11 protein-coding genes are annotated in these 12,601 nt (G+C 66.1%); 4 read left to right on the top strand and 7 right to left on the bottom strand.

Translation table 11 applies throughout. The annotated features are described in order from the left end of the window. Entirely contained in the window at positions 1–1,092 is a 1,092-nt protein-coding gene (locus Aple_RS23545; protein ID WP_155346833.1) for an ABC transporter ATP-binding protein, read from the bottom strand. A 29-nt stretch (positions 1,093–1,121) separates the two neighbouring features. Continuing rightward, entirely contained in the window at positions 1,122–2,597 is a 1,476-nt protein-coding gene (locus Aple_RS23540; protein ID WP_170321631.1) for a gamma-aminobutyraldehyde dehydrogenase, read from the bottom strand. A 153-nt stretch (positions 2,598–2,750) separates the two neighbouring features. On the opposite strand from Aple_RS23540, the gene Aple_RS23535 reads away from it, so the two are divergent. After that, complete coding sequence (locus tag Aple_RS23535) at positions 2,751–3,236, top strand: Lrp/AsnC family transcriptional regulator (protein WP_155346876.1); 486 nt, start codon at positions 2,751–2,753, stop codon at positions 3,234–3,236. Between the two features lie 93 nt (positions 3,237–3,329). Then, complete coding sequence (locus Aple_RS23530; RefSeq protein ID WP_155346831.1) at positions 3,330–5,441, top strand: hypothetical protein; 2,112 nt, start codon at positions 3,330–3,332, stop codon at positions 5,439–5,441. A 64-nt stretch (positions 5,442–5,505) separates the two neighbouring features. Here the strand turns inward: Aple_RS23530 and Aple_RS23525 are convergent, their stop codons facing one another. The 4 genes from Aple_RS23525 to Aple_RS23510 all read right to left on the bottom strand — a co-directional run bounded on the left by Aple_RS23525 (position 5,506) and on the right by Aple_RS23510 (position 10,470). Beyond that, positions 5,506–6,978 carry an ATP-binding protein gene (locus Aple_RS23525; protein WP_155346830.1) on the bottom strand — a complete coding sequence of 491 codons (1,473 nt, stop codon included), beginning with the start codon at positions 6,976–6,978 and terminating at the stop codon, positions 5,506–5,508. Positions 6,979–7,025: 47 nt separating this feature from the next. Continuing rightward, positions 7,026–7,943, bottom strand: coding sequence for an agmatinase (gene speB, locus Aple_RS23520; RefSeq protein ID WP_155346875.1), 918 nt, complete (start codon positions 7,941–7,943; stop codon positions 7,026–7,028). A gap of 154 nt (positions 7,944–8,097) precedes the next feature. Then, a complete protein-coding gene (locus tag Aple_RS23515; RefSeq protein ID WP_308805517.1) occupies positions 8,098–8,655 on the bottom strand; it encodes a pentapeptide repeat-containing protein in 558 nt (185 codons plus the stop codon). A gap of 429 nt (positions 8,656–9,084) precedes the next feature. Then, positions 9,085–10,470, bottom strand: coding sequence for a M1 family metallopeptidase (locus Aple_RS23510; RefSeq protein WP_155346828.1), 1,386 nt, complete (start codon positions 10,468–10,470; stop codon positions 9,085–9,087). 72 nt (positions 10,471–10,542) lie between these two features. Here Aple_RS23510 and Aple_RS23505 point away from each other — a divergent pair, with 72 nt between their 5' ends. Further along, positions 10,543–11,280: an ABC transporter ATP-binding protein gene (locus Aple_RS23505; protein ID WP_155346827.1), complete on the top strand. Its 738-nt coding sequence runs from the start codon at positions 10,543–10,545 to the stop codon at positions 11,278–11,280. Then, positions 11,277–11,939, top strand: coding sequence for a hypothetical protein (locus tag Aple_RS23500; protein WP_155346826.1), 663 nt, complete (start codon positions 11,277–11,279; stop codon positions 11,937–11,939). Before Aple_RS23505 ends, Aple_RS23500 begins: the two co-directional genes overlap by 4 nt. Before the next feature lie 2 nt (positions 11,940–11,941). Here Aple_RS23500 and Aple_RS23495 read toward each other — a convergent pair whose 3' ends face one another. Further along, positions 11,942–12,601 (bottom strand): DUF899 domain-containing protein, encoded by a 660-nt coding sequence (locus Aple_RS23495; protein ID WP_155346825.1) that lies wholly within the window; start codon positions 12,599–12,601, stop codon positions 11,942–11,944.

Raw genomic sequence — 12,601 nt, 5'->3', positions numbered from 1 at the left:
CTAGAGCGCATAGGAGTGCTGCGGCTGCCAGGACAGCCAGACCGTGTCGCCGCGTTCGGCGGTGACGCTGCTGTCGTTGGCGTTCTGCTGGAAAACCATGATCTCCGCACCGTCGGCCAGGCCGACCGCGTAACTGTTGTAAGTGCCCAGGTAGACGACCTCGTTCACGGTGCCCCGTACCACGCTGAGCTCGCCTTCCGGCTGCTCGGTAGAGATCGTGATCTTCTCCGGCCGGACGGTCAGATCGACCGTTTCCCCCGCGGCCGACGGCCCCGCGACCAGGATGCGGTCCTCGGCGCCGAGCCGTACCACGGCGGCGGAGCCGTTGATCGAGTCCACGGTGCCGCTGAGCAGGTTCGAGGTGCCGATGAATCCGGCCACGAACTTGGTCGCCGGGCGTTCGTAGATCTCCCGCGGACCGGCCAGCTGCTCCACTAACCCGTCGTTCATGACGGCGATGCGGTCGCTCATGGTGAGCGCCTCGTTCTGGTCGTGGGTCACGTAGACGAACGTGATGCCGACCTCGCGCTGGATGCGCTTGAGCTCGATCTGCATGAGCTGGCGGAGTTTCAGGTCCAGCGCGCCGAGCGGCTCGTCCAGCAGCAGCGCGCGCGGCCGGTTGACCAGCGCCCGGGCCAGCGCGACCCGCTGCTGCTGGCCGCCGGACATCTCCCGGGGGCGGCGCTTCTCCCGCCCGGTCAGGTCGACGATCTCCAGGATCTCGCCCACCCGCTGCTTGATCTCCGTCTCGGCGATCTTGCGCCGCCGCAGGCCGAACGCGACGTTCTCCCAGACGTTCATGTGCGGGAACAGCGCGTACGACTGGAACACCATGTTGATGTCCCGCTTGTTCGGGGGAACGTCGGTGACGTCCTGCCCGTGGAGTTTGACGACGCCCTTCGTGGGCTCCTCGAAGCCCGCGATCATGCGCATCGTGGTGGTCTTGCCACACCCGGACGGCCCGAGGAGGGAGAAGAACTCTCCCTCCCCGATGGCCAGGCTGACACCCTTCACGGCCTGTACGGTCTCGCCATGCGAGAGGTATTCCTTGACGACACCGTCAAGCTCGATGGCGGGTATTGCCTCGGTCATATCACCTCTCGCATTTCACCTATCGCGGTTCATTCGCCTATGTAGTGCATCACATGCTTAACCCGGGTGTAGTCGTGCAAACCGAAGACCGACAGGTCCTTGCCGTAGCCCGAGTGCTTGAAGCCGCCGTGCGGCATCTCGGAGACGAACGGGATGTGGGTGTTGACCCACACCACGCCGAAGTCCAGCCGCTTGGACATGCGCATCGCCCGGCCGTGGTCGGACGTCCAGACCGAACCGGACAGGCCGTAGCGCACGCCGTTGGCCTTGGCCAGGGCGTCGGCCTCGTCGGTGAAGGTCTGGATGGTGATGACCGGGCCGAAGACCTCGTTCTGCACCATCTCATCGTCCTGCTGGAGGCCGTCCACCACGGTGGGGGCGAAGAAGTAACCCTGGTCGCCGAGCTTGTGGCCGCCGGTCAGCACGCTGGCGTGCGCCGGGACCCGGCTCAGGAACCCGGTCACCCGCTCCAGCTGGGTGGGGTTGTTGAGCGGGCCGTAGAACGCGTCCTCGCCGGTCCCGGTGACGGTGGCTGCGGCCGCCTCGGTGAGCGCGGCGGCGAACTCGTCGTGGATGCTCTCGTGCACCAGCACCCGGCAGGCCGCGGTGCAGTCCTGCCCGGCGTTGTAGAGGCCCGCGCCCGCGATCGCCTCGGCGGCGGCCTTGATGTCCTTGATGTCCTCGAACACCACGACGGGCGCCTTGCCACCCAGCTCCAGATGTACGCGCTTGAGGTCGTCGGCCGCGGTCTTGGCCACCGACATGCCGGCCCCGACGGAACCGGTGATGGCCACCATCGACGCCAGCGGATGCCCGACCACCAGCGCGCCCGTCTCCCGGTCGCCGGTGACCACGTTGAAGACGCCCGCGGGCAGGATGTCACCGATGATCTCGGCCAGCTTGACGGTGGAGACCGGCGTCGTGTCGGACGGCTTGAGCACGACCGTGTTCCCTGCCGCCAGCGCCGGGGCGATCTTCCACACCGCCATCATCATCGGGTAGTTCCAGGGTGTGACCTGCCCGATCACGCCGATCGGCTCGTGCCGGATCACGCTGGTGTGCTCGGCCAGGAACTCGCCCGCCGACGGCCCCTCCAGCGTGCGCGCCGCGCCCGCGAAGAACCGGAAATGATCCGCCGCCACCGGCGTCTCGTCCTCGGCCATCCGGGCGGCCGGCTTGCCGGTGTTCCGGCACTCCGCCTCGTTGATCTCGTCAGCCCGGGCGTCGATCGCGTCCGCTATCTTCAGAAGCAGGTTCGCACGCTCTCCCGGCGTGGTCTGACCCCACGTGTCAAAGGCCGAGGCCGCGGCGGCGAAGGCGGCGTCCACATCCTCCTGGCCCGAGACGGGCGCCTGAGCGTAGACCTCACCGGTGCTGGGATCGATCACATCGGAGAACCGTCCGCTCCGGGCGTCGACGAACTTCCCGTCGATGAAGTTCTGCAGTCGGGTGGTCACCGTTGACCTCCTATGAGGTGGCTGGGTTGTCGCGACTCTGACAGACATATCAGACAGCGACAAGGGATTTCGTGGCGAAGATATCAAACTGCTACGGAATCGCTTGACATGAGCAGCGAAACTGACAGCATGTCGCTCCAAGACGGCAACATGTCAGAAACACGAGTCGGGTACGGCTTTCGCGAAGGGGACATCACGGGGATGACCACACCTCCAAAGGTACGTACGACCAGGAATGGACCGGTCATCCTGGACGATATCTCCAAACAGATCGTCGAACAGCTGCAGACCGACGGGCGCAAGCCGTACGCGGCGATCGGCAAGGCGGTCGGGCTGTCCGAGGCGGCCGTGCGGCAGCGGGTGCAGCGGCTGCTTGACTCGGGTGTCATGCAGATCGTCGCCGTGACCGACCCGCTGACGCTGGGCTTTCCGCGCCAGGCGATGATCGGCATCAAGTGCGAGGGCGACCTGGAAGCGGTCGCCGACGAGCTGTCCTCCATCGAGGAGGTCGACTACGTGGTGCTCACCGCGGGCTCGGTGGACATCATGGTCGAGGTGGTCTGCGAGGGTGATCGCCACCTTCTGGAGATTCTTGGCAAAATTCGCGCGATCCCGGCCGTTCGGGCCACAGAGACGTTCGTCTACCTCAAGCTCCACAAGCAGACCTACTCCTGGGGGACTCGCTGATCTTTGTTGGCGGGCGAAATGTCACCGTTGCAGTAGGTACGCGATGTGCGCTAGGTGAAGATCATGGGGTGACCACGAGACTGGGAGCACGTCATGTCCATGCCGGAGGAGAATCCGAAGAACAGGCGGCTGGGGTTTGGGGGGCCGACTTTCCCGCCCCCGCGTGAGAAGAGCCCCTCGCGTGCCGGGAGACCCAGGCCGCAGGCCACCGGCGTCATCGACCTGACCAGGGATTCCCCGCCACAACGCCCGCCCCTCTCGCTGACCAAGAAGAAGCGCACTCTTACAAAAATCACACCGGTGCCGCAGCTCGTTGAACCCTCCGACGACTCCGACCTCTTCGACCTCCCCCGGGAGCCGATACCGGCCGACCCCCGCTTGGTGGACTTCGAGCCCACCATCCAGCCTGACGTCGAAATGCCCATCGAGACTGACGTCGAGATCACCATCGAACCCACCATCGAGATCACCATCTCGCCTGACGACGGGCCCACCATCCCGCCCGACGTCGAATTCGTCATCGAACCCGGCGATATCGAACCCGGCGATTCGCTCGCGGACCTCGACGAAGCGCTCCGGAAGCGCATGCCATTCCAGAATCTCTTCGCCCTCGCGAACTTCACCGCCATGGAACCGGAAACGACCAGGCGGCTGCTGGCCGCGCTCCGGCGCCCCACCCACCGCTCTCCGCAGCTGGCACAAGACTGGCTCGACGCGGTACGCAAAGTAGTCCAGGATCAGCCCTTCGCGCTGGCGCCGTACGCCAACCGCCAGGGGGAACTGTGGCGCGTCATCGGCAGAGCGCTGAATCTAAACGAACCCGACGCCACCGGAATGCTGGCCGAACTCTACTGGACGAAGCCACCCGTCCCACCGGTGGATCTGACGCCGATACGCAAAGCGCTCGGGACGGCCGAGCGGCGAACAGCCTTCGACGCGAAACTCACAGCTCTCCAGAACGCGGCACTGTTGCCCAATGAGACCGGCATGAAAAGGGCCGAGATGAGTGGCGTCGGCTACGACCAGTCGGCGACGCGTCCCGAGGCCGGCGAATGGCTGACCACCCATCTGACGAACCGGCAGGAGGACGTGCGTGCCGCACACCCCGTGCACGATGCCTGGCTGAAGGAAATGGCCGGGGATCCGAATCTCAGCCACGCCCGCGCGCTCGATCGGCTGTCCGACGTGCTGCAGACGTTGGAGGGGAATCGTGTGTGCGTCGCGCTACTGCACAAGGATCGCGAGATCGGCATCTTCGCCAACTTCCCGGATGGCTACATGGGGCAGGACCTCGAAATGCTGCTCCGCGCCTCACGCGCGTTGAACGACCAAGACGCCGAGCAACAGGTGCAGAGCATTTTGGCCCTCAAGAAGAAACGCCGCCCTGGACGGGAGGAACTGGTCACCAAGCGTGCGAACGAACGCTTCGACGTCCGCCTGCGCAAGTCCATCGTGTTCCTGAGGGCGCTGGAAGAACAGCACGGCCGCATCCGCGCCGTCCCCTATGCCGCCAACGGGAAAGGGGAGATCCACGCGGAAATGCGAGCCTTGGCCGTCGCCCGGACCCGTCCCGGGGTCTACAACCTGGGCGTAGGAAAGCTCTGCTGCCTCAAGTGCTGGCTGGTCCTGACCGACGTCCTGCCGAACATCTTCATGCGCAAGGTGCCCACCCACCTGGTGGCCTACGCGTGGCCTCCACCGGAGTTCCTCAGCGAGCCCGAGCTGCTGCGGCTCGCGTACAACGGCCCATCAGCCCCGCTCGTGGTGCAGAAAGCGCTCCGCGACCCCCAGGCGACAGGAGTCCTGATCAACGTCTACTCCGGAGCGAAGGGCGGACGCGGCGCGAAGACGACCGAGTACGCGTCGAGCGAGGAGGACACGGGATACGAGCCGTGGCCGAGCACCGAAGCGAACACCGAGGCATTCGAGGCCTATCTCGACACCGACGTCATCCAAACCGGGGACGAACAGCGGCCCGCGGCGGGCGACCTGAGGAGCAGACGCAGGCCCACACAAGCTGAGCCCAAGCACCCGACAGAACCAAAGCAGACACAGCCGAAGCAGACAGAGCCGCTGAAGAAGGTCAAGCGCGTCACGCCGACCCCGATCCCCTCCTCCGACAACAGCGGAAACGCGGCGGGTTCGGATGGCACCCAGGCCGAACCCGGTAGCAGGTCCCCGGATCGCAAACGGACCAGGCGCTAGTGAAATCGAGGCCCTGATGACGGGCCGTTCGGGAAGCCACGGTGATCTCAGGATTCCGCTGACCTCAAATCCGCCGGTAGCGCCTCCGGGGCGATCTGCCGGCGGGAGCGGCGATCACGAGCCCGGCCTCGATCAACCTGTTCAACTGCCGGATGACCGTCGCCTGTGGCAGCCCGCTGGCGTCCTGGACCTCCTTCCTGCTGACAAACCGCGCCCGCGGGACCGCCGCGAGGACCGAGTCAACGGCACTCGTCCCGTGGCTGAACGGTTTCTGTGCGGGCAGGTCCAGCCCTTTGCGGAAGGTGACGGTGAAGCGGGAGATGCGATTGCGGAATTCGGGCGGCGCGGCGTGCACCTGCCGTAGTTCACGGAACATGGCCGGGATTCCGCTGCCTCGATTCTCGCAGACCGTACGATCACTGTCCGGCAGCCGGGCGTCCTGAAGAAGCTTGATCAGCGCCGGGTTCCTGGAGGAGGTGACACCTTCCCGCCCCAGGTCTTCCTCGGTGACAGCGCCGTAGAGCCCTCCGGGGTTGGCGATCGTCATGCGGTCGACGTACATGGTGATCTGAACGGGCGAGCCGTGCGAGTACGGCGAGTAGTCCCGGTGCACGAGCGCGTTGACCAGCGCCTCCCTGATCGCCTCCACTGGGTGATCGTAGACGTCACGTCGGCCGACGCCCTCGACGTATGCACGCACCGCCATGTTGCGAATCACACCTGCGACGGCTTCTTCGACAATGTGCGGAATCGGCCCGTCGAACGCGCGGCTGTCCAGAAACCGCGGTCCTCCGGGAGGGGTGTCTCCCGAGTCGATCCCCGGATACACCACCAGCGTCACGTTCAACTGGGGAAACCATTGCTGAGGGTATCGTCCGAAAGTAAGCATCCCGGCGAGCGTGGGCACGTCGGCGGCTCCTCCGTCAAGGACGTTCAAGCGTCGTAGCGCCGCCCGATCATCAAGTCCGGCGAAGGCGCGCGGCTGCCGCTGCCGAAGCCGCCGCAGCAGGTATGCCAACTCGTCCGCGTCCAGATCATCCAGGGTCGCGCCTTCGACCGTTGACAGATCATCTCTGGGCTGACCACGGTTCGTGTGCAGAAGGTGGATCTCGAAGTCGGTGAGACGTCGATCGCCGTCTCCCCCTCGGATGAAGGACCCTCCGTATTCGCCACGTGCCTTTACATAGCAGGGCTTGAACCGAGGGCCGAGTCCGGGGATCTCGGCGAGAACGAGCATGGCCCCCTCAAACACGACAATCCGGATGTCTGCTCGCACCGGGGGTTCCATCTCGTCCGCGCACGCGGCGGACAGACTCTCCTGGATGCGTTTCGCGTCGAAACCTGCCGCCGGGAGGAATCCTTCCCGCTCATCCAATCCCAGGATGAGCGTCCCGCCGTGACCGTTGGCGAATGCTGAGATCGTTTCTCTGACGCTCTTTGACAGCCCGCCCCCGGCTGCCTTGATCTCTACGTCGGCCAGGTCAGTGCCGCTGGCCCGCACCAGTTCTACCAGCTCCGCCAGCTCACGCGCGTCCATAACCACCTCCGATAGAGAGTGATTAAGACTTTATCGCAATGATTAGGTTATGACGGTCGGGTCAAGGTGAGGAGAGTGGTCAGGTCGTAGGTGATGTGGGAGGCGGCAATGGCGGTTATTTCGGCGTGGTCGTAGGCGGGGGCGACCTCGACGATATCGGCGGCGACCAGTTGGGTGGTGGCCAGGCCGCGGAGAATCTCGAGGAGTTCGCGGCTGGTGAGGCCGCCTGCTTCCGGAGTGCCGGTGCCGGGGGCGTGCGCCGGGTCCAGGACGTCGATGTCGATGCTGATGTAGAGAGGACGGCGGCCGACGCGCTGGTGGAGGGCGTCGATGATCTCGTCTACCCCGCGCCGCATCACGTCGGCGCTGGTGATGACGCCGAAGCCGAGGCGGCGATCCTCGGGGAGATCGTTTTTGGAGTAGAGAGACCCGCGAGTCCCGACGTGCGTGAGCGCCTCCGTGTCGAGCAGCCCCTCCTCGACAGCGCGACGAAACGGGGTGCCGTGAGTGTAGGCGGCACCGAAGTAGGTGTCCCAGGTGTCCAGGTGGGCGTCGAAGTGAAGCAGCGCGACCGGCCCGTGTTCACGGGCGACCGCCCGGAGCAGGGGAAGCGCGATCGTGTGATCACCACCGATCGTGATCAGGCGCGTGCCGCCGACCATGAGGCTGGCGGCGGCGTCCTGGATGGTCTCAACGGCTTCGTCGATATTGAAGGGGTTACAGGCGATGTCTCCCGCGTCGGCCACCTGGGCGACCGCGAACGGGGCGACGTCCAGCCCCGGATGGTAGGGACGCAGCAGCCGACTGGCCTCACGGACGGCGGTGGGACCGAACCGGGCACCGGGGCGATAAGAGACACCACTGTCGAACGGCACCCCGACGATGGCGATATCAGCGTGCGAAACCTGGTCCAGGCGGGGCAGCCGGGCGAACGTGGCAGGCCCCGCGTAACGCGGAACCCGCAGCGAGTCGACCGGGCCTTGCGGACTTCGCGAACCCTGCGGACTTCGCGAGCCCTGCGGATCTTGTGGGTCCTGCGGATTCGGTGGATCTTGCGGATTCGGTGGATCTTGAAGGCTTTGAGGATCTTGAGGGTCGGCCACTTGGTGACTTTTCCCGTCATTTCGGTTGCGACACGTCCGGCCAGTGCGCGGGGCGACGGAACGACGGCGAGAACTTGGTCGTCGCGTCACCATTGGCCGCGTCAAGTTGCGACTGGATGAGGAAGACAGCTCCGGTCAGATCAGCTCCGGCGATCTTCGCCGCACGAAGATCAGCCCCGATGACGTCAGCTCCACGCAGGTCCGCACCCCGAAGATCGGCACCGATCAGATACGCACCACGCAAACTCGCACCACGCAGATCCGCGCCCTTCAGATCGGCACCCATGAGGTCGGCACCCCGGAAATCAGATTTCCTTCGCCGATCCTTCTTCCGCTGGAACTCCGCGCGGGCGAGTTCACTGGCGCGCAGCAACAGCGCGTTGACCTCCTGCCGAACCGCCCCAAAGTCCAACCGCACCAAAACCTCAGGACTCTCCAACGTCAGCCGTTCCGTCGCACCAAAAGCCCGTTCGAGCTCCCCGTAGACCGGCCGCGCCGCATCCAGCGTCAACGCCTCGGCCAGATACCAGAGCAACTCATGAAGCTGCCGCATGACCGCGAACACATCGAACATCTCACTCGCGATCCCCGGCACCCGCCGCCAGTCCCGCCCCCCGTAAGTGACCTGCGCAACCTTCTGCCCAGCCCCAAAACAGTCAAATACCGTACACCCCGAAAACCCCCGCTCCCGGAGCTCCGAGTGAATACCACACCGGAAATCACCCTTCAGATTGACACACGGCCGCCCAGCAGGCTTGTCCACCGCGAAGTCAGCCGACTCGGCAAACGCCGGCGCAACACAACACAGCCCAAAACAACGCCCACAGTCCGCACGCAATCCCTGCTGCCGCTCCCCCGACACAGCACCCGACCCCCTCCACGCCTCAACCAACACCAGGCACCTTAACGGGATGCCTGGCCGCTTTTGGCGGCGGTGCGGCGAGAGCCACGAGTGGCGTTAACGGCGCCGGATAACGGTGAGTGACCCGGCGCCGTTTCGTGGCTAGAGCTTTGGTTTGGCTGCCTTGTAGAGCCAGGCGTTGAAGAGAGGGTCGAGGTCCTGGCCGGACAGTTCCTCGGCGAGGTCGATGAAGTTTCTGGTGGTCGCCGTGCTGTGGCGGTGCTTCTCGGCCCAGGCGGGCAGGAGCTCGAAGAACGTGTCGTCGCCGATCTTCTGGCGGAGCGCTTGCAGCGTCATCGCGCCGCGCTGGTAGACGGCTTCCCAGTCGAACATGCCGTTACGGCCGGGGTTGCCCGTCTTGAGGTTCCAGAACGCGCCCTTGTTCTTGTACAGCTTCGCGAACGTCTGCTGGGCGGTGGGGCCGTTGTGGGTCTCCTCGTACAGCCATTCCGCGTAGGTCGCGAAGCCCTCGTTGAGCCAGATGTCCTTCCAGGTCTGCGGGCCGACGCTGTTGCCGAACCACTGGTGGGCGATCTCGTGCACGATCAGCAGGTCGTCGGTGACGTCGCCGTCGTAGACCGGGCGGCCCTGGGTCTCCAGCGCGTACCCGACGTCCACCTTGTCGGCGATGCCGCCGGTCGAGGAGAACGGGTAGGGGCCGAAGTACTTGGCGCCCCATTCGGTGGCCTTGGCGGTGGTCTTGTGCAGGTGCTTGGACGTCTTGGCCAGCACCGGGTCGTACGCGGTGATGTTGGGAACCCCCGCCGCCACCCCCTGGCTGACCTTGAACTTGCCGATCGCGACCATGGCCAGGTAGGGGGCCATCGGCTCGCGCATCTCCCACTTCACCGACGACCAGCCATTACGCACGCGGACAATCCCGACATTGCGCGGCTCCCCGTTGGCCAGCACGGTCAGGCCCACCGGAACCGAGACCGTGTACGCGAAGGTGGCCTTGTCCTTCGGGTTGTCGTTGACGGGGAACCACGTCCGCGCGCCGTCGGGCTCGCCTAGCGCGGTCGCGCCGTCCTTGGTGTGGATCCAGCCGGTGACGCCGAGTTCCGGGTCGTTGACCGGTTTGGGCTTGCCGTCGTACTCGATCTTGACGGTGAACTTGCCGCCCTCGGCCAGGCCGTGGGCGGCGGTGATGGTGAGCTCCTGGCCCTTACGGCGGAATTTGGCCTTCTTCCCGTCCACCTCCACCTTCCGGACGTTCAGGCCGGAGAAGTCGAGGTTGAAGCGGGACAGGTTCTTCGTGGCGGTGGCCGCGATCGTCGCGGTCGCCTTGAGCACGTCCGTCTTCGGGTTGAAGCGCAGATTGAGGTCGTAGTGATCGACGTCGTACCCGCCGTTGCCCGCGTGTGGGAAGTAGGGATCCCCCAGCCCGGCCGAGCCCGGCGTGTACGCCTCCGCGTGCGCGGCAGCGGGGGTGAGTAAGGTCAAACCGGCGACGGCCAGCGCCGCGAGGGGGGTTCGTCTGCGAAGCATGCGCCCCATTATTGGGATCTACACGCGTGTGACTCCAGTCAGCGGGGCATTTCCGCATATCCTTCCGGCATCATGCGCATAACCGACCTCTACCTCCGCTACCGGCGTAAGGACCCCTGGGTACTCGCCGAGGTCGACCTGGAGCTGGCCCCCGGCAGCGTGATCGAGGTCGTCGGACCCAACGGCTCCGGCAAGTCCACCCTGCTCAGAGTGATCGCCGGCCTGCTGCGCCCGACCCGCGGCACGGTCACCGGCCGCCCGGCCATCGTCGGGTACGCCCCCGAACGTTTCCCCGCCGCCCAGCCTTTCACCGTCGCCGGCTACCTGCGCCACCTGGCGGCGATCCGGAAAGTGGACGAAACGGCCATCGACGAGTGGACGTCCCGCCTGCGCATTGAGCACCTGCTCGGCCAGCGGTTACCCGACCTGTCCAAGGGCAGCGCGCACAAGGTGGGTCTCGCCCAGGCCCTGCTCTGCCGCCCCGACCTGCTCATCCTGGACGAGCCCTTCGCCGGCCTGGACACCGCCGCCCGCGCCGAGATCGCGCTGACCGTGGACGCGATCGCCACCCGGGGCGGCATCGTGGTCGCCAGCGACCATCAGGGCGACCTGCGCACCCTCCCGAACGTCACCCGCTACGAGGTCCGCGACTCCCGCGTCCTGCCGATGGCCACGCAAGCGGCCGAACCCATCCTGAACGTCTCGGTCCGGTTGCCGCTGTCACGGGCGAGCCTGCTGGCCGCGCAACTCCGGGCGGAAGGCCACGAACCGCTCCTGAGCCAGGACGAGACCGTGGAGGCCGCCGAATGATCGCCCTGACCCGATTCCGGATCGCCGGTTATGCCCGCTCCCACCGGGCGTTCCAGCCGCTGCTCCTGCTGCTCGTCGTGATCAGCCTGCTGTACGCGACGGGGGTTCCGGCGGGGAACGAGCTCAGCTCGTACGCGGACTCGGCGGCGATCCTGATCCCCGCGTTCGCGTGGGCGGCCCGGGGACTGCTGGACACCGAACCGGACGAGCAGCGCATGATCGCGCTCACCGCGGTCGGGCGGGCGGAGGTCGCGAGCGGGCTGCTGGCGGCGCTCGCGTGCAACACGATCTTGGCCCTGATCGCCCTGGTCTGGCCGCTGGTCGGGGGCTTCGCGGGGATGCCGCCGGTGGGCACGCTGGCCACCGGGATCGGCCTGCACGCCCTGGCCATCCTGGCCGGAACCGTCATCGGCGCCCTCACCAGCCGCGCCATCCTCCCCTCCCCCGCGATCTCCATCGTCGCCCTCATCGGCGGATATTTCGCCATATTGATGGCAGGGTCGTCATCGGTCTGGGCGACATTTCCCGCCATGACCTGGATGCACGCGGCCAACCACGGCGACCTGGCCACCCGGCTCCCCGCCATCGTCGTCTCAGCGGCCATATGGATCGGCTTAGGCCTATTCGGATACGCCGGGCTTCGCCGCGCCCGTCCCTAGGCTTACAGATACTCGTCGTGATACCGCCACCACCCGTACGGCGGCGTCTGCGGCCATCCCTCAGGCGAGTCCTCCCAGGTCTCCTGCCGCCCGTACGGCGTGAGATCCAGCAGTTCGAAGTCGGGCCTGATGCGATCCACCCCACGCGACGTCGTGAAGTATGTCCGGAACACCCGATCGCCATCCCGCAGGAAGACGCTCAGCCCGAACCCCTGATCGATCCGCGCCCCGCAGTCCCCGTTGAAATCGGCCCCACCGGCCGTCGAGTACCACGGCACCGTCCACCCCATCCGCCGCCGGACGCTCTCGACCTCGGCCAGCGGAGCCCGCGACGTCAGCACGAACGTCGTGTCCCGCGCGTGCAGGTGCGCCAGATTCCCGATGTTGTCGGTGAAGCTCGAACACCCCAGGCACGCCTCTCCCCCAGGCTCCAGCATGAAGTGGTAGACGATCAGCTGCCGCCGCCCGTCGAACAGATCGAGCAGATCCGCCTTGCCCGCGGCCCCGTCGAACACGTAGTCGGTGCGGAACTCCACCATCGGCAGCCGCCGCCGCTTGGCGGCCAGCGCGTCCAGCGCCCTCGTGGCCGCCTTCTCCTCAATCAGCAGCTCATCACGTGCGGCCTGCCACTCCTCGGCAGACACAATCTTCGGAAGAGTCAT

Origin of the sequence: Acrocarpospora pleiomorpha (assembly GCF_009687885.1) — a bacterium.
In the GTDB taxonomy this organism is placed as follows: domain Bacteria; phylum Actinomycetota; class Actinomycetes; order Streptosporangiales; family Streptosporangiaceae; genus Acrocarpospora; species Acrocarpospora pleiomorpha.
This window is presented reverse-complemented; position numbering and strand designations above follow the sequence as displayed.